Source organism: Streptomyces sp. KL109B (assembly GCF_030766935.1).
GTDB lineage: Bacteria > Actinomycetota > Actinomycetes > Streptomycetales > Streptomycetaceae > Streptomyces.
Map to the genome: position 1 here is coordinate 167875 of NZ_JASERL010000018.1, position 23976 is coordinate 191850.

Genomic DNA, 23976 nt, shown 5'->3' on the forward strand with positions numbered 1-23976 from the left:
GATCGCAACCCGAGTCGAACACCTCAGCGGAACACATGGGCGAAATGGGCGTATCGTGGCGGTTCGATCGCAAGCGCTGGCGGGATACGGGCCGGACCTCGAATTACCTCTCGGTAGAGATGACGATTCCGAATTCGAGGTACACGATGGACAACGGCGTACCCAACAGTGGAACAGTGGCATCACCGACAGTGAAGGAACAGCGTGGTTTCCGGATCCGATCGCAACCCGATCATCATTGGCGGTCTTCCCAGCCAGGTCCCGGACTTCGATCCCGAAGAGACCCAGGAGTGGCTCGACTCTCTTGACGCCGCAATCGACGAACGCGGCCGCGAGCGGGCCCGGTACCTGATGCTCCGGCTCATCGAGCGGGCCCGCGAGAAGCGCGTGGCCGTGCCCGAGATGCGCAGCACGGACTACATCAACACGATCGCCACCAAGGACGAGCCCTTCTTCCCCGGCAACGAGGACATCGAGCGCAAGGTCCTCAACGCGACGCGGTGGAACGCCGCGGTGATGGTCTCCCGTGCCCAACGCCCCGGGATCGGCGTCGGCGGCCACATCGCCACCTTCGCCTCCTCCGCGTCCCTTTACGACGTGGGCTTCAACCACTTCTTCCGCGGCAAGGACGAGGGCGACGGCGGCGACCAGATCTTCTTCCAGGGCCACGCCTCCCCCGGCATCTACGCCCGCGCCTATCTCCTGGACCGGCTCAGCGAGGAGCAGCTCGACGGCTTCCGCCAGGAGAAGTCGAAGTCGCCCAACGGCCTTTCCTCGTACCCGCACCCGCGCCTCATGCCGGACTTCTGGGAGTTCCCCACCGTCTCCATGGGCCTCGGCCCGCTCGGCGCGATCTTCCAGGCCCGGATGAACCGCTACATGGAGGCCCGCGGCATCGCCGACACCTCCAAGTCCCAGGTGTGGGCCTTCCTCGGCGACGGCGAGATGGACGAGCCCGAGTCCCTCGGCCAGCTCTCCATCGCCGCCCGCGAGGGCCTCGACAACCTCACCTTCGTCGTCAACTGCAACCTGCAGCGCCTCGACGGCCCGGTGCGCGGCAACGGAAAGATCGTCCAGGAGCTCGAGTCCCAGTTCCGCGGCGCCGGCTGGAACGTCATCAAGCTGGTCTGGGACCGCAGTTGGGACCCGCTGCTCGCCCAGGATCGCGACGGCGTCCTGGTCAACCGGCTGAACACGACGCCCGACGGCCAGTTCCAGACCTACGCCACGGAGACCGGCGACTACATCCGCGAGCACTTCTTCGGCGACGACCACCGCCTGCGCGCGATGGTCGAGAACATGACCGACAAGGAGATCCAGCACCTGGGCCGCGGCGGTCACGACCACAAGAAGATCTACGCCGCGTTCACGGCCGCCCGCGAACACAAGGGACAGCCGACGGTCATCCTGGCGCAGACGGTCAAGGGCTGGACCCTCGGCCCGAACTTCGAGGGCCGCAACGCCACGCACCAGATGAAGAAGCTGACGGTCGACGACCTCAAGGGCTTCCGCGACCGGCTGCACATCCCGATCACCGACGCCCAGTTGGAGAGCGGCGCCCCGCCGTACTACCACCCCGGCCGGGACTCCGAGGAGATCCAGTACATGCACGACCGCCGCAGGGCGCTGGACGGGTACGTCCCGACCCGCGTCGTGCGCGCGAAGCCCCTTCAGCTCCCGGACGACAAGGCGTACGCGGGCGTCAAGAAGGGCTCCGGGCAGCAGTCGATCGCCACCACGATGGCCTTCGTCCGGCTGCTCAAGGACCTGATGCGGGACAAGGAGATCGGCAAGCGCTTCGTGCTGATCGCCCCCGACGAGTACCGCACCTTCGGCATGGACTCCTTCTTCCCGAGCGCGAAGATCTACAACCCGCTCGGCCAGCAGTACGAGTCCGTCGACCGTGAACTCCTGCTCGCCTACAAGGAGTCGCCGACCGGCCAGATGCTGCACGACGGCATCTCGGAAGCGGGCTGCACGGCCTCCTTGATCGCCGCGGGCTCTGCCTACGCGACGCACGGCGAGCCGCTGATCCCGGTCTACGTCTTCTACTCGATGTTCGGATTCCAGCGCACCGGCGACCAGTTCTGGCAGATGGGCGACCAGTTGGCGCGCGGCTTCGTCCTGGGCGCCACCGCCGGCCGTACGACTCTGACCGGCGAAGGCCTCCAGCACGCCGACGGCCACTCTCAGCTGCTCGCCTCGACCAACCCCGCCTGCGTCGCCTACGACCCGGCGTACGCCTACGAGATCGCGCACATCGTCAAGGACGGTCTGCGCCGGATGTACGGCCCGACCGCCGACGGCAAGGCGGGCGAGGACGTCTTCTACTACCTCACCGTCTACAACGAGCCGATCCAGCACCCCGCCGAACCGGCCGATGTCGACGTCGAGGGCATCCTCAAGGGCATCCACCGCATCAGCACCGGGACTTCGGGCACGATCCCCGCCCAGATCATGGCGTCGGGCGTCGCCGTCCCGTGGGCGCTGGAGGCACAGCGGATCCTCGCCGAGGAGTGGAACGTACGGGCCGACGTCTGGTCCGCGACGTCGTGGAACGAACTGCGCCGCGAGGCAGTGGACGTAGAGCGCCACAACCTGCTGCACCCAGAAGAGGAGCAGCGCACGCCCTACGTCACGCAGAAGCTGTCCGGCGCGCAGGGGCCGTTCATCGCGGTCTCCGACTGGATGCGCTCCGTCCCCGACCAGATCGCGCGCTGGGTGCCCGGCACGTACCAGTCGCTGGGTGCGGACGGCTTCGGCTTCGCGGACACCCGGGGCGCCGCGCGCCGCTACTTCCACATCGACGCCCAGTCGGTGGTGGTCGGTGTGCTCACGGAGTTGGCACGGGAGGGCAAGGTCGACAGCTCGGTCCTCAAGCAGGCGATCGACCGCTACCAGCTGCTCGACGTCTCGGCGGCCGATCCCGGCGCGGCCGGCGGCGACGCCTGACCGACATCTCGGCGGAGGGCGGTGCGGGCTTCGGCCCCGCCGCCCTCCGGCATTTCCTACGATGCCCGCATGAAGGAGCAACCGGCACAGGCCCGTTGGGAACAGCACACACAGCGTCCGCTGTTCGCCCTCGCCCTGGTCTTCGCCGCCGCCTACACCGTTCCGATCGTCCGTCCGAACGCCGCGCGCGGGCTGATCGATGCGTGTGCCGTCGTGGAGTGGGTGGTGTGGGGCGCGTTCGCCCTCGACTACGTCGTCCGTCTCTTCCTCGCCCCGGACCGTGGGCTTTTCGTGCGCTCGCACCGACTCGACCTCCTCGCCGTGGTGCTCCCTCTGGTGCAGCCCTTGCGGCTGCTGCGTGTGGTGTCGACGCTGCTCCTGGTGGGGCGGCGGGCCCGGATGGCGGACCAGGTGCGGTTGACGACGTACGTCGCCGGCGCCGTGGTGGGCCTGCTGATGTTCGGTTCGCTCGCGGTGCTCTCGGTGGAGCGGGACGCGGCGAACGGCAACATCAAGACCCTGGGCGACGCCGTCTGGTGGTCGTTCACCACGATGACGACGGTCGGTTACGGCGATCACGCCCCCACGACGGGCGCGGGAAGGCTGCTCGCGGTCGGTCTGATGCTGTCCGGCATCGCGCTGCTCGGTGTGGTCACCGCGAATATCGCGGCATGGTTCATCTCCCGGTTCGAGAAGGACGACGCCCAGGAGCGTCGCCAGACGGAGGCGATCGAGGCGCTCACGCAGGAGGTTCGGGCCCTGCAGGCGCAGGTGGCGGTGCTGACACGGCACCCCGCGGCGGCCTCTGCGGCACAGGCGTCTGCGGCGTCTGCGGCGTCTGCGGCGTCTGCGGCGTCTGCGGCGTCTGCGGCGTCTGCGAGTATCCGGCCGGGTGCGCGTGTGATGGGTCCCGGTGCGGGTGTGCGGGATCCCGATGCAGGTGTGCCACGCCCCGGTGCGGGTGTGCGGGATCCCGGTGCGGGTGTGCCGCGCCCCGGTGCGGAAGCGGCCACGGACGGCCCCGGGAACACGCCCGGAGCCGTGTGGAGTTGACCTCTCGGAAGGTCAGTGGTTCGCGCTCAGAACGCTCCGCCCGCGAGCGGGCCGACTGCCGAGGTCAGCCAGACGATCGCGAGCAGCGTGTCGATCGCGCCGAGCACGACCGCGACCAGGGCCGGCATCGACTGTGTGCCGGTCCATCGACGGCCCATGGCCAGCCAGCCGCAGACAACGGCGACGGGCCCGAGCACGATCCCCAGAGTGAGGAGGCCGACGATCGCGCAGATGAGGCCGATGATTCCGAGCGACGCGCGGTCCGGCCCGGTCCGTGACCGTGCGCGGCCACGTGAGCGGGGGTGCTTGCGCGTGGTGTGTCCGAAGCCCGCCATCATCACTCCCTGAGTTAGTCCGGACTCGGGCGATGCTTCGGGTACCCCCGCTTTCCGCGGTCTATCGTGCGCGGGCGCACCACTGTTCTTATCGGTGGTCGCCCCGGGCCGCTATCTCTCCCAGACCTTGAACGCCCGTGCCCGGTAAGGGGATTCGGGCTCCCAGGTACCGCTGCCGGGGTAGGTCTGGAACTCGCCGGTCTCCGCGCAGGTCGCGGACTGGTAGGTGGTGACGGGGCGGCCGGTGCGGTTGGCGAGGGACGCCGCGCTGCTCCCCTCCGGCAGCGCGGTGCAGCTCTCGATGTCGATGTCGGCCAGTTCATAGGCGTGGCGGGATCCCTTGAATCCGCCCTTGCCCCATAGACACAGCTCTCCCGCCGCGCAGTCGCTCAGCGTCGGTGGCGCCGCCGCGGTGGCGAGGCCTGGCGTGAGTGCGACCGCGGCGAGTGCGGTCGCGGCGGCAGCCGTGGTCATGTACATACGCATGTGCTTCAACCCCCGTGTCATGTCGACCAGTTGCGTTCGCGACCGGTCGCGTGAATGACACTTTGGCCCGGAAGATCTGGTTCGGGGAAGGGTTGGCGTGGGACGTCACCCGGATAAGCGAAAGCCCCCGGATGGTTCCTCGGGGGCTTCCCTCACAAGAGCGGTTTCGGCATCAGGGCCCGTCCCCTAGGGGGCGGTTCCCACTGCCGTGCCCGGCCGTCAGATGTGCGCCGCGCCCGCTCCCGCCTCCGCGTTCTCGCCGCGCTTGGTGAGCAGCGCGACGAGGATGGCGACGACGGCGACCCCCGCGGCGACCAGGCACGCCATGCCCATGCCCGACATGAAGGTGTCCTGTGCGACGCCCGTGATCTTCGCGGCGAGCGCGTCCGGGGCGCCCGGCGGCACCGGCGCGACGCCGACCTGGACGGCCTCCGACGCCTGTCCCAGCTGGCCGGACGTGAGCGGCGGGAGTTCGGCGTCCTTCCAGTTCCCGGCGAGGTCGCTGTCGACCTTCGACGCCATGACGGCACCGAGCACGGCGGTGCCGAGGCTGCCGCCGATCTGCATCGCCGCCTGCTGGAGTCCACCGGCCACGCCGGACAGCTCCAACGGGGCGTTGCCCACGATGACTTCCGTGGCTCCCACCATCACGGGCGCGAGGCCCAGCCCCAGCAGGGCGAACCAGATGGACATGACGCCGCTGCCCGTTCCCGGCTCCAGCGTGGACATGCCGTACATGGCGGCGGCGGTGAGCGTCATGCCGCCGGCGAGCGGGATGCGGGGCCCGACCTTGGTGATCATCGCTCCCGCCAGCGGAGAGCCGACGATCATCATGCCGGTCAGCGGAAGCAGATGCATACCGCTGTCGACCGGGCTCATGCCGTGCACGTTCTGCAAGTAGAACGTGACGAAGAACAGTCCGCCCATGAACGCGATGGCCATGAGCACCATCAGGACCACACCGGCCGACAGCGGCACTGAGCGGAACAGGGCGAGTGGGATGAGCGGTTCGGCGACGCGGGTCTCCCAGAGCGCGAACACCGCGAAACACAGCACCGAACCAGCGATGAACGCCCAGGTCATGCCGTCGCCCCAGCCCCACGTCGGGGCCTTGATGAGCGCCCAGACCAGGCAGAACATCGCGCCGGACAGCAGCACGATGCCGAGGAGGTCAAAGGACCGCGGCGCGTTCTCGGCACGGTGGTCCAGGAGGATGAACAGCCCCAGGACCAGGGCGAGTACGCCGATGGGGACGTTGATGAAGAAGACCGACTGCCAGCTGACATGCTCGACGAGCAGCCCACCGACGATCGGGCCGCCCGCGGTCGAGGCGCCGATGACCATGCCCCAGATACCGATCGCCATGTTCAGCTTCTCGGCGGGGAACGTGGCACGCAGCAGGCCGAGCGCGGCCGGCATCAACAGCGCGCCGAACAGGCCCTGGAACACGCGGAACGTAATGACGAGGGCGATGCTGTCGGACAGGCCGATGGCCCCCGACGCGGCGGCGAAGCCGACGACGCCGATGAGGAAGGTCTGCCGGTGGCCGAACCGGTCACCGAGCTTGCCCGCGGTGATCAGCGTGACCGCGAGGGCGAGGAAGTAGCCGTTGGTGATCCACTGGACGTCGGCGAAGGTCGCGCCGAGGTCGTTCTTAATAGTCGGGTTGGCGATGGCGACGATGGTGCCGTCGAGGGCGACCATCATGACGCCGATCGCGACGGAGAAAAGTGTCAACCAGGGGTGACCGCGCAGCCCCTTGGCCGGTGTCGGGACGGGCTCGGGCTCCGGAATCCGATCCGCCTTGTCGACAGTGGTCTGACTAGTCATGCGTTCGAGGCTAATGACAGCGACTGACAGTTGACGAACCATTTCACAAGTCGGTAACTGTCACGTCGCTCACACTATGGTGAGCTGCACAAACAGCGAGAAAGAGGACCATGACGGATCGAATCAACCTGCGTGAACTCAAGAAGCAACGCACCCGAAACTCCTTGCTGCGAGCCGCACTTGAGCTCTTCACGACCCAGGGGTTCGACCGTACGACGGTCGACGAGATCGTCGAGACCTGCGAGGTGTCCCAACGCACGTTCTTCCGGTACTTCGCGAACAAGGAAGAGGCCGCGCTCGCTGTGCAGCAGATGGTGGAGGAACGCTTCGTCGCCGCGCTGCGCGAACGCCCCCTGGAAGAGAACCCGTTCGAGGCTCTGCGGCGGACCGTGCTCGGCACCTGGGACGCGATGAGCCGCGTCGTGGAGGAGGTCGTACCGCTCGAACTCCACATGCGCACCTACCAGATGATCGAGTCCACCCCCGCCCTGCTCTCCGCCCACCTGCGCCGCTCCGTCGAACTGGAGGAAGAACTCGCGCGCGTGGTCGCCGAACGCGAAGGGCTCGACGTGGACCATGATCCGCGCCCGCGCGTGGCCGTGGCCGCGTTCGGTGGCGTCATGCGGATGACCGGACGCCTGTGGAGCGCGGGCGAGGACGCGAGCGTCGAGTCCATCCGCCTCCTCACCGAGTCCTACCTCGACCACTTGAGACCCTCGCTGGCCGGGCAATGGCACCGCGGCCTCCCTCACACAGAGTGAGGCCATCGCTGCAAGTACGTCCGGTTTTACCCAAATACACCCTGGGAAACGTGATCCGCCTCACCTCATTCACGGTGCCCCATGCGCTTCTCCTAGGGTGTCCCGCAGTGACTTCCTTCGATACCTCTCCCCAACTCAACGTCTGGCGCGCACTGCTTGCGCTGGTCGTCGTGTTCGTCATGCTGGCCACCACCGGCTGGACCGCGGTGCGCCATCAGCGAGGCGTCACATCGCCGCTCCAGACCGCGCTCACCGCTTGGGAGCACGGCCGGATGAACGGACATGCCCTGCCCGCGCCGAACGGCTCCCCCACCCGACTCGCGCACTTCTTCAGCTCACTGAGCGCACACCAGCGCGGTGAGCTCGCCGACCGGTATCCGCTCGCGGTCGGCAACATGAACGGCGCTCCTGTAGAGCTGCGTTACCGCGCCAACCGCATCGCGCTCGACCAGGCCCGTCAGGTCGAGCACAGACGCATGTACGACAACCGTCTGTCGTCCGTCGGTCACGCCGACGCGAAGAAGCGCATGAAACGCTTCGCGTCGCTGTCGAAGCCCGACCGCAAGATCCTCTCCTTCGATCCGCTGGGCGCCGGCCGGGTCGCCGAGGTCTTCGGCAACCTCGACAAGGCCCAGCGGGTGTCCGTCGTAGTGCCGGGCGTCGACACGAACGTGCTCACCTTCGAGCGCACATCCCGCCAGTACTCGGCCCCCGTAGGCATGGCGCGCTCCCTGTACGGCGCTGAACACAGCGCGAGCCCGCACACACGTACCGCGGTCATCGCGTGGGCCGACTACACCGCTCCGGCCGGCCTGGGCGTGGACGCCGCCACGGCGATGCGCGCCGAGGAGGGTGCGGTACGGCTCAACGCCATGCTGCGCGCGCTGCCCGGCCGTTCCTCCGTCGCCCTGTACTGCCACAGCTACGGCTCCGTGGTGTGCGGCGTCGCGGCGCACCGCCTGCCCGACCGGGTCAGCGACATCGCGGTGGCGGGCAGCCCCGGTATGCGCGCCCAGAGCGCCGCCGGTCTGAACACGCACGCGCGCGTGTGGGCCACCCGCGACAGGGACGACTGGATCCAGGACATTCCCTACATGGAGGTGGGCGGTCTCGGCCACGGAGCGGACCCCGTCTCCTCCGCCTTCGGCGCGCGCGTCATGGCAGCGGATGGCTCCAAGGGCCACACCGGTTACTTCGTGCCCGGTACCGAGAGCCTCGCCAACTTCGCCGACATCGGCACTGGCTCGTACAAGACGGTCCACTGTGCGGGCGGGGGCGAGGGGTGCCTGGGCGGTTTTTCCGGCAACGTCTCCGCCTGACGCGCGTAGAAAGTGGTGGAACCGCGGTCTGACGCGATAGGCGACGGAGACGCGCGCTCCGCCTACGATGAGCCACATGGGTGACGTACTGGCCGGATTTCATGCCGCCTGGGAGTTCGAGTCCGACTCCGTGCTCATCCGCTTCGAACGGGGGATCCGCACGCCCAAGCTCCTTCAGGCGCTGGGCGAACGCCGCATCCCACTGGAAGCGATCGCGGCGGTGGCCCTGACGCCCGGAAAACGCGGGACCGTCGTGCTGCACGCGGTGCCGAGACCGGGCGCGGATCCACTGATGGACGCTGCGGCGGGCCAGCTCAAGGAAGGCAGCGACCCGTACCGCCTCGTGCTGCCCGCTGAGCGGGAGACGCTCGGCGAGTACTACGCGGACGAGTTGCGCGAGCGGCTCACCGACCACGAGGGCGTGCGCCCGGAGAGCTATCTGGTGGCTGCCCCTGAGCCGCCGCGCCAGTTCAAGGCCTACGACGGAAAGGCCTCTTTCGACGGAACCTCGGTGGCCTTCCGCTGGTTCTGGACCGGCGCCTCGTCTGCGAAGTGGAAGGCCGGGGACAAGACGTTCCCGATAGCGGACCTGAGCGGCGTCGAATGGCGCTCGCCCGAACTCTTCGAGGGACATCTGCGACTCCTGCCCCGTGAGGCCGCCGGGGAGCAGCCGGGACAGGCCGACCAGGATCCGGCCGCTGTCGTGTTCGGGCTCGGCTACGGCCCGGTGCACGAGTCACTGCCGTTCGCCGCCTCGGTGCTGGCGGCCGTACGTGCGTCCGGTCCCGCGCCGCCGCAGGCCAGTACCTTGTGCGCCGACTCGACGGCGGCAGCCAGGCGCGATCCCGCGGACATCGCCGACCGCATCCGGCACCTCGGTGAGCTGCACCAGGCGGGCCTGGTGACGGATGCCGAGTTCACGACGAAGAAGGCCGAGCTGCTCGCGCAACTGTGACCGCCGACCGCGGTGTCCGGCACCGGGCCGCGCCCGGAAGCCGGATCCGTAATACCTGGGTATGAGGTGCGGTTGAGCACTCCGGTATGACGGCGCGATCGGCCCCGGATGCATACGCTGAACTGGCCATGAGCACTGCACCGACCTCCCCGCGGCCCACGCCCCGCCCACCGGACGAAGAATCCGGCCGGACGGGCTCCCGACACGTGACCGGAGCGGTGCGGCGGCTGGGCGATCGAATGGCCTGGGCCGGGGAGACGCTCATGGCGGCCGTGGGCGACGACCGCTCGGACCCCCTGCTGGCACAGGCTCCCCGCCGCTGGATGCGGCTGTTGCCCTACTTTGTCGCGCTGGGTTTCACCGCGGCGCTGATTCCGACCACGACCCAGATCCTGTCGAACGACTATGGGGTCGGCGGCGGCCTCGCCGGCGCGATCGGCGTGGCACAGTCCGCTCCCCTGGTCCTCGCGGTGAGCCGCCCACTGGCCGCCTGGTGCATCATGATCACCGCGGATGTGCTGGGCACGATCCCCCTCTTCCAAGGGGACGCGCACAATCCGTCGCCGTGGACCGCCATGGTGATCGTGGCCTACCTGGTGCTGTGCATCGCGCTGTCCCTGCGGGAGAGCCGTCGCACTCTCGTCGGGATCTGGCTGGTCACCGTCGGCGCGAGCATCGCGCTCGGCCTGTTCTCCGACGAAACCAGTCAGAACACGACCGTGCTCCTCATCGTCCTGAGCGGAGGGGTGCTGCTCCTGGGCGCCCTGCTGCGGGAGCGTGGTGAGACGAGACGCAAGCTCGTCGCACAGGAGACGATCAGCGAGGCCGAGCGGACCCGCCGGACCCTGCTCGAGGAGCGCGCCAGAATCGCGCGCGAGCTGCACGACGTCGTCGCACACCACATGTCGGTGATCACCGTGCAGGCCGACTCTGCGCCCTACCGCCTGCAGGACCTGCCCGACGAGGCATGCGAGGAGTTCGAGTCGATCGCGGAGGGTGCGCGCCAGTCGCTGACCGAGATGCGGCGTCTCCTCGCGGTCCTGCGCAGCGAGGAGAAGCAGGGTGACCTGATGCCGCAGCCCGGACTCGCCCATGTGAACCAGCTGGTCGAGGCGACCATACGGGGCGGGGTCCCTGCCAGCCTGTCCCATCTGGAGCTGGCCCTCGTCGGTGAACTGGCCGACGTGCCACCGGCGGTGGACCTCTCCGCGTACCGCATCGTGCAGGAGGCTCTGGCGAACGTGGTGCGGCACGCTCCGGGTGCCCGGACCGAGATCTCGGTCAGCCTCGACGACGACGCCTTGCTGGTGGTCGTGGTCAACGGGCCGGCCACCGAACCGCTGTCGCCCGTCGAATCCTCCCCCGGCACCGGACACGGGCTGATAGGCATGAACGAACGCGTACGGTTGGTCGGCGGCACGCTGGACGTGGGACCGCTGCCCGACGGTGGTTTCCGTGTCGCGGCCCGGCTCCCGTTGACCGTGCCCGACTCCCCGACGGTGTAAAGGAATTCGGCACGCATGACCATCCGCGTGATCATCGTGGACGACCAGAGCATGGTGCGGGCGGGTTTCGCCGCGCTGCTGAACGCGCAGAGCGACATCGACGTCGTGGGTGAGGCCCCTGACGGCAGGGAGGGCGTCCAGGTGAGCCGCTCCACGCATCCCGATGTGGTCCTCATGGACGTGCGGATGCCCGAGATGGACGGGCTGGCCGCGACGCAGGAGTTGCTGGACCCACCGCCCGGTGTGGTGCACAGGCCGAAGGTCCTGATGCTGACGACGTTCGACGTCGACGACTATGTGTACGCCGCGCTGCGGGCGGGGGCCTCCGGCTTTCTGCTCAAGGACGCGCCGCCGGCCGATCTGATCGCCGCGGTGCGTGTGATCGCTGCCGGTGAGGCACTCCTCGCACCGACCGTCACCAAGCGCCTCATCGCGGACTTCGCCAAGACCCGTCCCGCGCAGCGCAAGAAGCACTCCCCGCTGTTGAAGAGCCTGACGCCGCGTGAGTCGGAGGTCCTCGAGCTGATCGCGCGCGGCCTGTCGAACCAGGAGATCGCGGAGAAGCTGGTGCTGGCCGAGCAGACGGTGAAGACCCACATCGGCCGGGTGCTGGCGAAGTTGGGGTTGCGTGACCGTGCGCAGGCCGTGATCTTCGCGTACGAATCCGGTCTTGTCTCGCCCGGCGAACAGTGAATCGCCGCGCTTGAGGCCTCCGACCCCCTACTGAGGTATCAGTCGCGGATACCCAGGTATCAAGGGCGAGTTGGCTCCGCAGTGTGACGTGCAGGCCGCGTCCGTCCTTCTACCTTCCCCTCGTCACACCACTGGACGGAGGGGAGACGGGCGATGGGCCTGAGCTCTTGGAAACAACGCGGCCGGCGCGCCGTGGCAACCGCGGCGCTCACGGCAATCGCCGTGTCCGGCACGGCGGGTTGGGCATCGGGCCATGAGCAGCGCCCGCTCACCGGCCCTCCCCCGGGCACCGCTTCGTGGCGCGCGGACGATTCACTGGGCGGCCGACTTCCCGATCCCGCGACGACGGAACCCGCCCAAGTAGCCGCCTTTTTCCGCGGGTTGACCGGTGCGGATCAGCACGAGCTGGTCGCGCGGCATCCCTCGGTCGTCGGCAACCTGGACGGGGCCCCGATCGCCCTGCGGTACGAGGCGAACGCGATCTCTCTGCGGATGGAGCAGGCCCGTGCTCGCGCCGAAGCCAAGGACCCCGGACTTACCGAGCGACAGCGGGACTCGGCGCGTGCGCGCGCCGACCGCTGCTCCCAACTGCTTGAGCAGGGGCGGCGGATACTCACCTTCGATCCTCGCGGTCGGGGTCAAGTCGCCGAGGTGTACGGCGACTTGGACACGGCACGTCATGTCTCCGTGATCGTGCCGGGCTCCGACATCGACCTGGGCACATTCGACCGGGCCAAGGACGTCTACGGGACGCCCGCCGGGATGGCGCGCTCCCTGCATCGGGCGACGAGCGGACAGACGGCAACGGTGGCGTGGGTCGGCTACACCACGCCGGTGGGGCTGGGCCCGGACGCGGCCACCGGTCGGCTCGCCGAGGCGGGAGCCCCCAGGCTGGCCCGCTTCGTGCAGGGCCTCACCGCGGCCGGTGCCCCGAGTCCGACGGTCTTCTGCCACAGCTACGGGTCCGTGGTGTGCGGGATCGCCGCCTCCCGGCTTCCCGCGTCGGACCTGGTGGCCCTCGGTTCGCCCGGGCTGCGTGCCGACACGGTGGCCGGGCTGCACACCCACGCCAGGGTGTGGGCGGCGCGGAACGACAGCGACTGGATCTCGAAGGTGCCGAACGTCGAGCTGTTCGGCCTGGGACACGGCACCGATCCGACGGATCCGGACTTCGGAGCCCGGCGCGTGCCCGCCGAACACGCTCAGGGACACACGGGCTACTTCGCGCCGGGCACGGATTCGCTGCGCGCCTTCGCCGACATCGCCACGGGAGCGGCATCATGACCGCCACTTCTCTGCGCGCCTCCGTGTCCTCGGCCATCGCCTCGATCGACGCGAAAACCCCGGCCCACCGGGATCGGGCGGTGGACGGGTTGCGGGCGCTGGCGCTGCTCGCCGTGCCCACCGGTCACTGGCTGCTCGCGGGTTTCACGCTGGACTCCCAGGGCGCCCTGCACAATGCGAGCCCGCTGAGCAGCTTCGGTTTCTTCGCGCCGCTCAGCTGGGTTCTGCAGATGCTCGGGGTCTTCTTCCTCGTCGGCGGGTACGCGTCGGTCCTGTCGTACCGGCGGGCACGTGAGCGGGGCACGTCGACGGCCGGTTGGCTGCGCGGCAGGCTTGCCCGTCTGGGCCGCCCGGTGCTGGGCGTGACCGCGGTCTGGGCCGCGATGGCCCCCTTGCTGAATGCCCTCGGCGTGCCGATGGCGACCTTGCGCACGGCTTCCACCCTGGTGATACAGCCGCTGTGGTTCGTCGGCATCTACACCGTGATCACCGCGCTCACACCGTGGTGCATCAAGGCGGCGCACCGGCTCGGTGCCTGGTCCGCGGCTCCGTTGATCGGGTCCGTCGCCCTCGTCGACTTCCTCCGCTACGGCCCCTTCGCCTCGGCCATGCCATCGTGGCTGAGCCTGCTCAATCTTCTGCCGGGCTGGCTGTTCGCCTACCAACTCGGTGTCTGCTGGGGTGAGAAGAGGCTCGGCAAGCGCGTCGCCTGGGTGCTGCTCGTCGGCGGTACGGCGCTGTTCGCGGCCCTCTTGGTGCTCTTCCACTACCCGGCGTCGATGGTCGGGGTGCCCGGCGAGGCGAGGACGAACTCGCATCCGCCTTCGCTGTTGGTCCTCGCCCTGGCGGCCGCACAGAGCGGCGCGGCGATACTGCTGCGGGACCGGATCGGCAAGCTGCTGCGCCGCCCCGCTCTGTGGGCACCGGTCGTGGTCATCAACCTGTCGGCGATGACGATCCTTTGCTGGCACCAGACCGCGCTGCTCGCGGCGGCGATACCCGGCTCGTTCGCCGGCGCGATACCCGGACTCACCACGGCGCCGGACGTGCTCGCCTGGATAGCGATACGCCTCGCGTGGCTACCGCTGTTCGCGGCGCTGCTGATCCTGATAGGCCGCTACGCGCGGGGCTTCGAGTCACCGTGGAAGCGGGCGAGTCGGGCGCGGCGGGCGCTGGCCGGACTGCTCGCCGCCGGGTTCGCGGTGTTCGCACTGGGGCTGGCGTGACGCACACCGGCGCTGAAGGTGGCGCCGGTGGCGTACTGGCTATTCGCGGCCCGCCGAGGTGAAGGTCATGTCCGCGTAGCGGTCGCCCGAGACCTTGGAGGCGATCGGTTCGAGGAGCGCCAGTTCCTCCTCGGTGAGCACGATGTGCGTCGCCGCGGTGTTCTCCTCGACGCGCGTGCGCTTGCGGGTGCCGGGGATCGGGACGACACCGAGGCCGAAGGCCTGAGCGCGCTGCTGCACCCAGGCCAGGGCGACCTGGCCGAGTGAGGCGCCATGGGCCTCGGCGACCTGCCGGACCGGCTCCAGCAGAGCCGCGTTGGTCGCGGCGTTGTCCCCGGTGAACCGGGGCTGTTGGCGTCGGAAGTCGTCGGCGGCGAGTTCCTTGTCGGCGGAGACGAAGGCTCCGGTCAGGAAGCCGCGGCCGAGCGGGGAGTACGGGACGAGTGCGACGCCGAGTTCCGCGGCGGCGGGCACGACCGAGCGTTCGATGTCACGGCTGAACAGCGACCACTCGGACTGGACGGCCGCGATCGGATGGACGGCCTGGGCGGCGCGCAGTTCAGCGGCGGTGACCTCGCTCAGACCGAGGTGCTTGACCTTGCCGGCGGCGACGAGTTCGGCCATCGCGCCGACCGATTCCTCGATCGGCACCTTCGGATCGCGGCGATGCATGTAGTACAGGTCGACCGAGTCGATGCCCAGGCGCCCGAGGCTGGAGTCGATGCAGGTCCTGATGTAGGCGGGGTCGTTAGTGATGACGCGCTTGTACGGGTCGCTCGGATCGGACCCGATGGCGAACTTGGTCGCCAGGACGATCTCGTCCCGATGCGCCTTGACGAAAGGAGAGAGGAACTTCTCGTTCTCACCGGCACCGTAGGCGTCGGCGGTGTCGTACAAGGTGACGCCGAGTTCAAGGGCCCGCTCCAGGGTGGCCCGTGCCTCGTCGGCGTCCGTCGGTCCGTAGGCCCAGCTCATGCCCATGCAGCCGAGGCCCTGAATGCCCACCACGGGCCCGTTGTTTCCCAACTCAACAGTGGAAATGCGCCGCTGCTCGCCCTGCCGTGGCGTCCGCTCCGTGCTGCTCATGCGGTTCACGCCCTCTCCGGCGCCGGTCGGGCGCCCGCATAGATGTCGATCTTGTAGTCCAGTACGGCCAGGGTGTCCTGCAGTTCGGCCATCCGGTTCAGGACGTCGCGGCGGGTCGCCTCGAGCAGTTCCCTTCGCTCGTGGAAGGTCTCCTCGCCCCGACGCACCAGCTCGGCGTAGCGCACCATGTCGGCCACCGGCATCCCGGTGAGCCGGAGCTTGCCGACGAGTGCCAGCCAGTCCAGGTCACGGTTGCTGTAGCGGCGTTGCCCGGTGTGCGAGCGGTCGACGTCGGGCATCAGGCCGATCCGCTCGTACCAGCGCAAGGTGTGAGCGGTCAGTCCGGTGAGGGCGACGACCTCGCTGATGGTGTAGTGATCCTGGCCTTCGGGGCGGGGGTGCGGGGGTGGCGCCGAGGCACAGCTGTGGGTCTTCCTGGTCGCCGCACGGGAGCGGGGCGTGGTCTCCATCACCGTCATGGCCCCCACGCTAGAACCTTGGAGTGCACTCCAAGCAAGCACGGCAGAAGAAATCGGGACGACGCCTCGCGGACGGCCCGGTTACGGTGCGGAGCCATGACTGTCGTACGCCGCGCCACGCCCGCCGACGCCGAGGAACTGGTCCGCCTGCGCAAGATCATGCTGGATGCGATGAGACCCAGTGACGACGTGGAGTGGCAGCCGCATGCGGCGAAGACCCTACGGTCTCATCTGGCCGACGGAGGCGGCCCGTTGGCGGTGTTCGTGGTCGACGCGCCGGACGTTCCCGGCACGCTCGCGGCCTGCGCGACGGGCACGATCAACCTCAGCCTGGGCAGTCCCGGCAACCCCGAGGGGACTTCGGGGCACGTCTTCAATGTCTGCACCGATCCCGCGTACCGGCGTCGCGGCTACTCGCGGGCCTGTATGGAGGCGCTGCTCGCCTGGTTCGAGGAGCGTGAGGTCCGCCGGGTCGATCTGCACGCGTCCACCGAGGGCGAGCCGTTGTACTCCTCCCTCGGCTTCGCCCGCACTCCCGCGCCCGCGATGAGGCTGACGCTCTGACGTCTTCGGCGAGGAATTAGGCTCGTACGCATGCAGAGCCTCGCGTTGATCGAGAACTGGCCGGTACCGACCGCCGCCGCAGCCGTCGTCCGTGCGGACGGCACGGTGCTGGGGACCCATGGACCCACGGCCCACCGTTTCCCGCTGGCCTCGGTCACCAAGCCGCTCGCGGCCTACGCGGCGCTGGTGGCGTACGAGGAAGGGGCGATCGAGCTCGATGAGCCGGCGGGCCCCGAGGGCGCGACGGTCCGGCACCTCCTCGCGCACACCAGTGGGCTCGCCTTCGACGAGCACAAGACGACGTCGGAGCCGGGGACCCGGCGGCTGTACTCGAACGCGGGATTCGAGGTGCTCGGGGACCACATCGCGAAGGCGACGGACATCCCGTTCGGCGAGTACCTGCGCCAGGCGGTGCTCGAACCGCTGGGGATGACCGCGACGGCGCTCGACGGTTCGCCCGCCAAGGACGGGGTGTCGACGGTGGACGACCTGGTGCGATTCGCCGCGGAGGTGCAGGCGCCGCGGCTGCTCGACCCGCGGACCGTGGCCGAGGCGATGACGGTGCAGTACCCGGGCACGAAGGGAGTGCTTCCGGGGTACGGGCACCAGAACCCGAACGACTGGGGGCTCGGGTTCGAGATCCGGGACCACAAGTCGCCGCACTGGACGGGCGGTTCGTCGTCGCCGCGGACGTTCGGGCACTTCGGGCAGTCGGGCACGTTCCTTTGGGTGGACCCGGATGCGGGGGTGGCCGGTGTGGCGCTGACGGACCGGGCGTTCGGGCCGTGGGCGGTCGAGGTGTGGCCGGCGTTCACCGACGCGGTGCTCGCGGAGATCTGACCGCAGGCCCGGACCCGGGCTCGGGCGGCCGGGGCCTCCGGCTCAGGCCACCCACCACGGCGGCGGCCCGCACTGCGGCGGCTCACACGGTGGCGGCCCGCACTGCGGCGGCTCGCACGATGGTGCCGTCCCTTCCTCGGGGGCACCGTTGCGATTACCCGCCCATCTCCCAGATCAGCAGCTGCGCCTGCGTCGCCGCCAGTACCTCGAGGCCGCTCTCCGCGGTGACGCGGGCGGCGTCCCCGGCGGTCAACTCCGTGTCCGCGAGCCGTACTTCGCCGTGCACCACGTGGACGTAGACATGCGGGGCGGTCGGTACCTCGCCGCGCTCGCCCGACGCGAGGCGCCGGACGTGCAGCATGGCGCCCGCCGCGGGGACGTCGTACGGGGTCGAGTCCGCGATGCCGTGCACCACCTCGTACACGGGGTCGCCGCCCGGGTCGCGAGGGGCGAGCCACATCTGGATGAAGGTGAGGGGCTCGGCGCCGTCGTTGCGTTCGACGTGGCGGACGCCGCCGCCGGAGCTGAGGCGCTGTACGTCGCCGGGGTGGACCACGGATTCGTGGCCGGTGGAGTCGCGGTGGGTGAGTTCGCCGGTGACGACCCAGGTGACGATCTCCGTGTGGCTGTGCGGGTGTTCGTCGAAGCCGGCGCCGGGCGCGAGGCGTTCCTCGTTGCAGGCGAGGATCTCGCCGAAGCGCAGGTTGTCCGGGTCGTAGTGCGGGCCGAAGGAGAACGCGTGGCGGGATTCGATCCCCGCCTCGGGTTCGCCGCCGACATAGCGGTCGCCGGAGCGGCGTACATCAATCACGCGGTACACGGTAGCCCGCGTTTTCGGCCTTGCGACCGGCTCACCTCGGACCCTCCACTCCGCTGAGGCGTCCCGATAAGGCAGTCTTGTCCCCGTGCCCCAATCGGAATCAGAGCAGCCCTCAGCGAACGAACCAGCGGACCACCAAGGCGGTCACGCGGATCCTCACCCGCACTCGGCGACCCTGAAGCGCCTGGAGAAATCCTCCGGGGCACTCGCCGCGCAGGCGATCACGCGCATGGACGAGACGTTGCCCTGGTACCGGGCGATGCCTCCGGAGAACCGGTCGTGGATCGGCCTGGTGGCGCAGGCGGGCATCGCGGCGTTCACCGAGTGGTTCCGGCACCCGGACGCCCCGCAGGCGATCTCGACGGATGTGTTCGGCACGGCGCCGCGGGAGTTGACCCGGGCGATCACGCTGCGCCAGACCGTGGAGATGGTGCGCACCACGATCGAGGTCATGGAGTCCGCCATCGACGAGGTGGCGGCGCCGGGCGACGAGAGCGTGCTGCGGGAGGCGCTGCTCGTGTACGCGCGGGAGATCGCGTTCGCGACCGCGCAGGTGTACGCGCAGGCGGCGGAGGCGCGGGGCGCGTGGGACGCGCGGCTCGAGTCGCTCGTGGTGAACGCCGTGCTGTCCGGGGAGGCCGACGAAGGGGCGGTCAGCCGGGCCGCGGCGCTCGGCTGGAACTCCCCCGAGCACGTGTGCGTGGTGCTCGGTACGGCGCCAGACGGGGACAGTGAGCTGACGGTGGAGGCGATCCGGCGGGCTTCCCGGCACGCCAAGCTGCAGGTCCTGACCGGGGTGCTCGGCAATCGGCTCGTCGTGATCGCGGGTGGCAGCGACAATCCGCTGGCCGTGGCGAAGTCGCTGATCGGGCCGTTCGCCGCGGGTCCTGTGGTCGCCGGTCCCGTGGTGCCGGACCTGCTCGCCGCCACCAGGTCCGCACAGGCGGCGGCCGCCGGGCTCAAGGCGTGCGGGGCCTGGCAGGACGCTCCGCGTCCGGTGCTGGCGGACGATCTGCTTCCGGAGCGCGCGATCGCCTCGGACCCCGCCGCGCGAGACCAGTTGGTGGAGGAGATCTACAGACCGCTCGAAGAGGCCGGCTCGGCGCTCCTGGAGACACTCAGCGTCTACCTGGAACAGGCAAGCAGCTTGGAGGGCGCGGCCCGGATGCTCTTCGTGCATCCGAATACCGTCCGCTACCGGCTTCGACGTGTGACCGACGTCACCGGCTGGTCGCCCTCGGATGTCCGCTCGGCGTTCACCTTGCGCATCGCCCTGATCCTGGGGCGTCTGGCCGAGGCCGATCCCCAGTCGTAGGCTTTTGTCGGGGGCCTACAATTCCCCCTTCGGTTCTTCGTCCCTGTCCCCACGGGCGGCCCGACCCGTCCCCAAGAGAGAGTGTGAGAGTGCTCGTACTCGTCGCTCCCGGCCAAGGCGCCCAGACGCCCGGCTTCCTGACCCCCTGGCTCGAACTCCCCGGTGCCACGGACCGCCTTGCCGCGTGGTCCGACGCCATCGGCCTCGACCTTGCCCACTACGGCACGCAGGCCGACGCGGACGCGATCCGTGACACGGCCGTGGCCCAGCCGCTCCTTGTCGCGGCCGGGCTGCTCTCGGCCGCCGCCCTCGGCGATGTCGCGCCGGGCGCGGTGGCGGGGCACAGCGTCGGTGAGATCACCGCCGCTACGTTCGCGGGGGTGATCGACGAGTCCACCGCGCTGAAGCTCGTGCGCACCCGCGGTGTGGCGATGGCCGAGGCCGCGACGATCACGCAGACGGGCATGTCGGCGCTGCTCGGCGGCGACCCCGAGGTCACCGTCCCGCACCTGGAGAAGCTGGGTCTGACGCCGGCGAATGTGAACGGCGCGGGTCAGATCGTGGCCGCCGGCACCCTGGAGGAGCTGGCCGCGCTCGAGGCCGACAAGCCCGAGGGCGTGCGCCGCGTGGTGCCGCTGAAGGTGGCGGGCGCGTTCCACACCCGGCACATGGCGCCCGCCGTGGCGAAGCTGGAGGAGGCCGCGAAGGAGCTGGCTCCGGCCGATCCCGCGGTCACGTACGTCTCGAACAAGGACGGCAAGGCCGTCGCGTCCGGCGCCGAGGTGGTCTCCCGCCTGGTCGGCCAGGTCGCGAACCCCGTCCGCTGGGACCTGTGCATGGAGACGTTCCAGGAGCTCGGCGTGACCTCACTGATCGAGGTGTGCCCGGGCGGCACCCTCACCGGGATCGCCAAGCGCGCTCTGCCCGGCGTCAAGACTCTCGCCCTGAAGACCCCCGACGACCTCGACGCAGCCCGCGCCCTGATCGCCGAAGAAGCCGCAGCAGCCACGGCCTGACAAGGAGATCCGAGCAGCATGTCGAAGATCAAGCCCAGCAAGGGTGCCCCGTACGCGCGCGTTCTCGGTGTCGGCGGTTACCGCCCGACGCGGGTCGTGCCGAACGAGGTGATCCTCGAGAAGATCGACTCGTCCGACGAGTGGATCCGCTCGCGCTCCGGCATCGCCACCCGTCACTGGGCCAGTGACGAGGAGACCGTGGCGATGATGTCGGTCGAGGCGTCCGGCAAGGCCATCGCCGACGCGGGCATCCAGCCGGAGCAGGTCGGTGCCGTGGTTGTGTCGACCGTCTCGCACTTCGCGCAGACGCCGGCCATCGCGACGGAGATCGCGGACAAGCTCGGCACGGACAAGGCGGCCGCGTTCGACATCTCCGCGGGCTGTGCCGGTTTCGGTTACGGGCTGACTCTCGCCAAGGGCATGATCGTCGAGGGCAGCGCGGAGTACGTGCTGGTCATCGGCGTGGAGCGGCTGTCCGACCTGACCGACCTGGAGGACCGGGCGACGGCCTTCCTGTTCGGTGACGGTGCCGGTGCCGTGATCGTCGGCCCGTCGCAGGAGCCCGCGATCGGCCCGACCGTGTGGGGTTCCGAGGGCGACAAGGCCGGCACGATCAAGCAGACCGTTCCGTGGAACGAGTTCCGGCTCGGGGATGTCTCGCGGCTGCCGCTGGACTCCCAGGGCAACGTCAAGTTCCCTGCGATCACGCAGGAGGGCCAGGCGGTGTTCCGCTGGGCCGTGTTCGAGATGGCGAAGGTCGCCCAGCAGGCGCTGGACGCGGCCGGGATCACCCCGGACGACCTGGATGTCTTCATTCCCCACCAGGCCAACGAGCGGATCATCGACTCGATGGTGAAGACTCTGAAACTGCCGGAGCACGTCACGGTCGCCCGTGACGTCCGCACCACCGGCAACACGTCGGCCGCCTCGATTCCGCTCGCGATGGAGCGGCTTCTGGCGACCGGCGAGGCGAAGAGCGGCGACACCGCGCTCGTCATCGGCTTCGGGGCGGGTCTCGTGTACGCCGCCACGGTCGTTACCCTCCCCTAGGCATCCTGTCCGGATCTTCGGATCCGGGAAGGTGCCGCCACACCCTCTGGATACACACCGAAGGAGCGCCACAATGGCCGCCACTCAGGAAGAGATCGTCGCCGGTCTCGCCGAGATCGTGAACGAGATCGCCGGGATCCCCACCGAGGACGTCCAGCTGGACAAGTCCTTCACCGATGACCTGGACGTCGACTCGCTGTCCATGGTCGAGGTCGTCGTCGCCGCCGAAGAGCGCTTCGACGTGAAGATCCCGGACGACGACGTCAAGAACCTCAAGACCGTCGGCGACGCCACGAAGTACATCCTCGACCACCAGGCCTGAGCCACCGGCTCCGGACCTCAAGGTCACAGTCGCTCCGCCACCCGGCGGTGGCGCCGCTGAATCCCTCGCATCCGTTGGAGAAAGAATTCCTGTGAGCTCGACCAATCGCACCGTGGTCGTCACCGGTATCGGCGCAACCACACCGCTGGGTGGCGACGCGACATCCACCTGGGAGGGACTGGTCGCCGGACGTTCCGGCGTCAAGCCCCTCGAGCAGGAGTGGGCCGCCGACCAGGCGGTTCGCATCGCGGCTCCGGTGGCCGTGGAGCCGGGCGAGGTCATCCCCCGCCCGCAGGCCCGCAAGCTGGACCGCTCCGCGCAGTTCGCGCTGATCGCCGCCAAGGAGGCATGGGCCGACGCCGGTTTCACCGACAAGGCGGGCGACGACTCGTCCGTCGACCCGGACCGTCTTGGCGCCGTCATCGCGTCCGGTATCGGGGGCGTGACCACGCTCCTCGACCAGTACGACGTGCTGAAGGAGAAGGGCGTACGCCGCGTCTCCCCGCACACCGTGCCGATGCTGATGCCCAACGGCCCTTCGGCCAACGTGGGCCTGGCCGTGAACGCCCGCGCGGGTGTGCACACGCCGGTCTCCGCCTGCGCCTCGGGCGCCGAGGCCATCGGCTACGGCATCGAGATGATCCGCACAGGGCGTGCCGACGTCGTCGTCTGCGGTGGCACGGAGGCGGCCATCCACCCGCTGCCCATCGCCGCGTTCGGCAACATGATGGCGATGTCCAAGAACAACGACGACCCGCAGGGTGCCTCGCGCCCCTTCGACGTCGGCCGGGACGGCTTCGTCCTCGGTGAGGGCGCCGGTGTGCTGGTGCTCGAGTCCGCCGAGCACGCCGCCAAGCGTGGCGCGCGGGTCTACGTCGAGGCGGTCGGCCAGGGCATCTCCGCCGACAGCCACGACATCGTGCAGCCGGAGCCCGGGGGCCGCGGCATCTCCGCCGCCCTGCAGAACCTGCTGGACAACACCGACCTGGACCCGTCGGAGATCGTGCACGCGAACGCGCACGCGACGTCGACGCCGGCCGGTGACATCGCCGAGCTGAAGGCGCTGCGCAAGGTGTTCGGTGACGACACCGACCACATCGCCGTCTCCGGTACGAAGTCGATGACCGGGCATCTGCTCGGTGGCGCCGGTGGCGTCGAGTCCGTGGCGTCGGTGCTCGCGCTGTACAACCGGCTTGCTCCGCCGACCATCAACGTCGACGAGATCGACCCGGAGGCCGAGTCGACCGCGGACATCGTTCGTGGCGAGGCGCGGAAGCTGCCGGTCGACGGGCGGATCGCCGCGCTGAACGATTCGTTCGGCTTCGGTGGGCACAACGTGGTGTTGGCCTTCCGCACGGTCTGACGCGTCCTGACGCTCCGCTGAACGTGGGAGTGGGTCCGCCCCGGGGTTCCTGGGCGGGCCCACTCCGTTTTGCGCCTGGTTGCGTGTTCCGTGATTGCCGCTCGCGGGTGCGGGTCCGCTGTGGTTTGCGCAGTTCCCCGCGCCCCCCCCAAAAAAAACTGCGCAGTTCCCCGCGTCCCCGAAGCTTCCCCCCGCGCCCCGCCGAAGAGTTACACCACCTGGTGGAGCCACCTCACGGGGGCGCCCTCGCCTGCGTAGCGGAAGGGTTCCAGTTCGTCGTCCCAGGGCTTGCCGAGGAGTTTGGCGAGTTCGGCTTCGAGGTCGGTCTCGCCGGCCTTGGAGCGGGTCAGGGCGGCGCGCAGGCGGTCCTCAGGGATGAGGATGTCGCCGTGGATTCCGGTGATGGCGTGGAAGATGCCGAGTTCGGGGGTGGCGCTGTAGCGCTCGCCCTCGGCGGCGGCGCAGGGCTCGGCCGTCACCTCGAAGCGCAGCAGTTGCCAACCGCGCAGCGCGGAGGCCAGTTTCGCGGCCGTGCCCACCTCGCCGCGCCAGGAGAACTCCGATCTCCACGTGCCGGGCGCCGCGGGCTGCCTGATCCAGTCGAGGCTGACGCGCGCGCCGAGTACGCCCGCGACCGCCCATTCGACGTGCGGGCACAGCGCGCGCGGAGCGGAGTGCACGTACAGAACTCCACGTGTCGTCACCGGGACCTCCAGTGTGGG

At 69.5% G+C, this 23976-nt stretch carries 23 protein-coding genes; 16 read left to right on the forward strand and 7 right to left on the reverse strand.

Annotated features, from left to right (window positions below; genetic code table 11):
* Nucleotides 1-204 precede the first annotated feature (204 nt).
* Both aceE and RBJ65_RS40495 read left to right on the forward strand, forming a co-directional pair.
* Complete coding sequence (gene aceE / locus RBJ65_RS40490; RefSeq protein ID WP_306320805.1) at nucleotides 205-2952, forward strand: pyruvate dehydrogenase (acetyl-transferring), homodimeric type; 2748 nt, start codon at nucleotides 205-207, stop codon at nucleotides 2950-2952.
* Nucleotides 2953-3021: 69 nt separating this feature from the next.
* Nucleotides 3022-4005: a potassium channel family protein gene (locus tag RBJ65_RS40495; RefSeq protein WP_306320804.1), complete on the forward strand. Its 984-nt coding sequence runs from the start codon at nucleotides 3022-3024 to the stop codon at nucleotides 4003-4005.
* 26 nt (nucleotides 4006-4031) lie between these two features.
* Here RBJ65_RS40495 and RBJ65_RS40500 read toward each other — a convergent pair whose 3' ends face one another.
* From RBJ65_RS40500 to RBJ65_RS40510, 3 genes are all read right to left on the reverse strand, one after another.
* On the reverse strand, nucleotides 4032-4340 hold the full coding sequence (locus tag RBJ65_RS40500) for a small hydrophobic protein (RefSeq protein WP_306320803.1): 309 nt from the start codon (nucleotides 4338-4340) through the stop codon (nucleotides 4032-4034).
* Between the two features lie 111 nt (nucleotides 4341-4451).
* Nucleotides 4452-4826, reverse strand: coding sequence for a peptidase inhibitor family I36 protein (locus RBJ65_RS40505; protein WP_306320802.1), 375 nt, complete (start codon nucleotides 4824-4826; stop codon nucleotides 4452-4454).
* A 219-nt stretch (nucleotides 4827-5045) separates the two neighbouring features.
* Nucleotides 5046-6656 (reverse strand): MFS transporter, encoded by a 1611-nt coding sequence (locus RBJ65_RS40510; RefSeq protein ID WP_306320801.1) that lies wholly within the window; start codon nucleotides 6654-6656, stop codon nucleotides 5046-5048.
* Between the two features lie 110 nt (nucleotides 6657-6766).
* Here RBJ65_RS40510 and RBJ65_RS40515 point away from each other — a divergent pair, with 110 nt between their 5' ends.
* From RBJ65_RS40515 to RBJ65_RS40545, 7 genes are all read left to right on the forward strand, one after another.
* Entirely contained in the window at nucleotides 6767-7417 is a 651-nt protein-coding gene (locus tag RBJ65_RS40515; RefSeq protein ID WP_306320800.1) for a TetR/AcrR family transcriptional regulator, read from the forward strand.
* 107 nt (nucleotides 7418-7524) lie between these two features.
* A complete protein-coding gene (locus tag RBJ65_RS40520; protein WP_306320799.1) occupies nucleotides 7525-8736 on the forward strand; it encodes an alpha/beta hydrolase in 1212 nt (403 codons plus the stop codon).
* A 76-nt stretch (nucleotides 8737-8812) separates the two neighbouring features.
* Entirely contained in the window at nucleotides 8813-9691 is an 879-nt protein-coding gene (locus RBJ65_RS40525; RefSeq protein WP_306320798.1) for a DUF4429 domain-containing protein, read from the forward strand.
* Between the two features lie 128 nt (nucleotides 9692-9819).
* Complete coding sequence (locus RBJ65_RS40530) at nucleotides 9820-11196, forward strand: sensor histidine kinase (protein WP_372341342.1); 1377 nt, start codon at nucleotides 9820-9822, stop codon at nucleotides 11194-11196.
* A gap of 15 nt (nucleotides 11197-11211) precedes the next feature.
* Entirely contained in the window at nucleotides 11212-11889 is a 678-nt protein-coding gene (locus tag RBJ65_RS40535; RefSeq protein WP_306320796.1) for a response regulator transcription factor, read from the forward strand.
* 153 nt (nucleotides 11890-12042) lie between these two features.
* Complete coding sequence (locus RBJ65_RS40540; RefSeq protein WP_306320795.1) at nucleotides 12043-13173, forward strand: alpha/beta hydrolase; 1131 nt, start codon at nucleotides 12043-12045, stop codon at nucleotides 13171-13173.
* The gene (locus tag RBJ65_RS40545) at nucleotides 13170-14399 is read left to right on the forward strand and encodes an acyltransferase (protein ID WP_306320794.1); all 1230 of its coding nucleotides are present in this window, start codon (nucleotides 13170-13172) and stop codon (nucleotides 14397-14399) included. The genes RBJ65_RS40540 and RBJ65_RS40545 overlap by 4 nt, the downstream gene beginning before the upstream one ends.
* 39 nt (nucleotides 14400-14438) lie before the next feature.
* Here RBJ65_RS40545 and RBJ65_RS40550 read toward each other — a convergent pair whose 3' ends face one another.
* Both RBJ65_RS40550 and RBJ65_RS40555 read right to left on the reverse strand, forming a co-directional pair.
* The gene (locus RBJ65_RS40550) at nucleotides 14439-15485 is read right to left on the reverse strand and encodes an aldo/keto reductase (RefSeq protein WP_372341341.1); all 1047 of its coding nucleotides are present in this window, start codon (nucleotides 15483-15485) and stop codon (nucleotides 14439-14441) included.
* Nucleotides 15486-15490: 5 nt separating this feature from the next.
* Nucleotides 15491-15964, reverse strand: coding sequence for a MerR family transcriptional regulator (locus tag RBJ65_RS40555; protein ID WP_306320793.1), 474 nt, complete (start codon nucleotides 15962-15964; stop codon nucleotides 15491-15493).
* Between the two features lie 96 nt (nucleotides 15965-16060).
* On the opposite strand from RBJ65_RS40555, the gene RBJ65_RS40560 reads away from it, so the two are divergent.
* The gene (locus tag RBJ65_RS40560; protein ID WP_306320792.1) at nucleotides 16061-16528 is read left to right on the forward strand and encodes a GNAT family N-acetyltransferase; all 468 of its coding nucleotides are present in this window, start codon (nucleotides 16061-16063) and stop codon (nucleotides 16526-16528) included.
* Between the two features lie 30 nt (nucleotides 16529-16558).
* Nucleotides 16559-17368, forward strand: a complete 810-nt coding sequence (locus tag RBJ65_RS40565) for a serine hydrolase (RefSeq protein WP_306320791.1) — start codon at nucleotides 16559-16561, stop codon at nucleotides 17366-17368.
* A gap of 154 nt (nucleotides 17369-17522) precedes the next feature.
* On the opposite strand, the gene RBJ65_RS40570 is transcribed toward RBJ65_RS40565, so the two are convergent.
* Nucleotides 17523-18188 carry a pirin family protein gene (locus tag RBJ65_RS40570; RefSeq protein ID WP_306320790.1) on the reverse strand — a complete coding sequence of 222 codons (666 nt, stop codon included), beginning with the start codon at nucleotides 18186-18188 and terminating at the stop codon, nucleotides 17523-17525.
* 85 nt (nucleotides 18189-18273) lie between these two features.
* On the opposite strand from RBJ65_RS40570, the gene RBJ65_RS40575 reads away from it, so the two are divergent.
* The 5 genes from RBJ65_RS40575 (at nucleotide 18274) to RBJ65_RS40595 (ending at nucleotide 23254) form a co-directional block, all read left to right on the forward strand.
* Nucleotides 18274-19503 carry a CdaR family transcriptional regulator gene (locus RBJ65_RS40575; RefSeq protein ID WP_306320789.1) on the forward strand — a complete coding sequence of 410 codons (1230 nt, stop codon included), beginning with the start codon at nucleotides 18274-18276 and terminating at the stop codon, nucleotides 19501-19503.
* Nucleotides 19504-19592: 89 nt separating this feature from the next.
* Nucleotides 19593-20519: an ACP S-malonyltransferase gene (locus RBJ65_RS40580; RefSeq protein ID WP_306320788.1), complete on the forward strand. Its 927-nt coding sequence runs from the start codon at nucleotides 19593-19595 to the stop codon at nucleotides 20517-20519.
* Nucleotides 20520-20537: 18 nt separating this feature from the next.
* Nucleotides 20538-21569 carry a ketoacyl-ACP synthase III gene (locus tag RBJ65_RS40585; protein ID WP_306320787.1) on the forward strand — a complete coding sequence of 344 codons (1032 nt, stop codon included), beginning with the start codon at nucleotides 20538-20540 and terminating at the stop codon, nucleotides 21567-21569.
* Nucleotides 21570-21642: 73 nt separating this feature from the next.
* Nucleotides 21643-21891: an acyl carrier protein gene (locus RBJ65_RS40590; protein WP_018530896.1), complete on the forward strand. Its 249-nt coding sequence runs from the start codon at nucleotides 21643-21645 to the stop codon at nucleotides 21889-21891.
* A gap of 91 nt (nucleotides 21892-21982) precedes the next feature.
* On the forward strand, nucleotides 21983-23254 hold the full coding sequence (locus RBJ65_RS40595) for a beta-ketoacyl synthase (RefSeq protein WP_306320786.1): 1272 nt from the start codon (nucleotides 21983-21985) through the stop codon (nucleotides 23252-23254).
* 209 nt (nucleotides 23255-23463) lie between these two features.
* On the opposite strand, the gene RBJ65_RS40600 is transcribed toward RBJ65_RS40595, so the two are convergent.
* Nucleotides 23464-23958, reverse strand: a complete 495-nt coding sequence (locus RBJ65_RS40600; protein ID WP_306320785.1) for a DUF3145 domain-containing protein — start codon at nucleotides 23956-23958, stop codon at nucleotides 23464-23466.
* Nucleotides 23959-23976 lie beyond the last annotated feature (18 nt).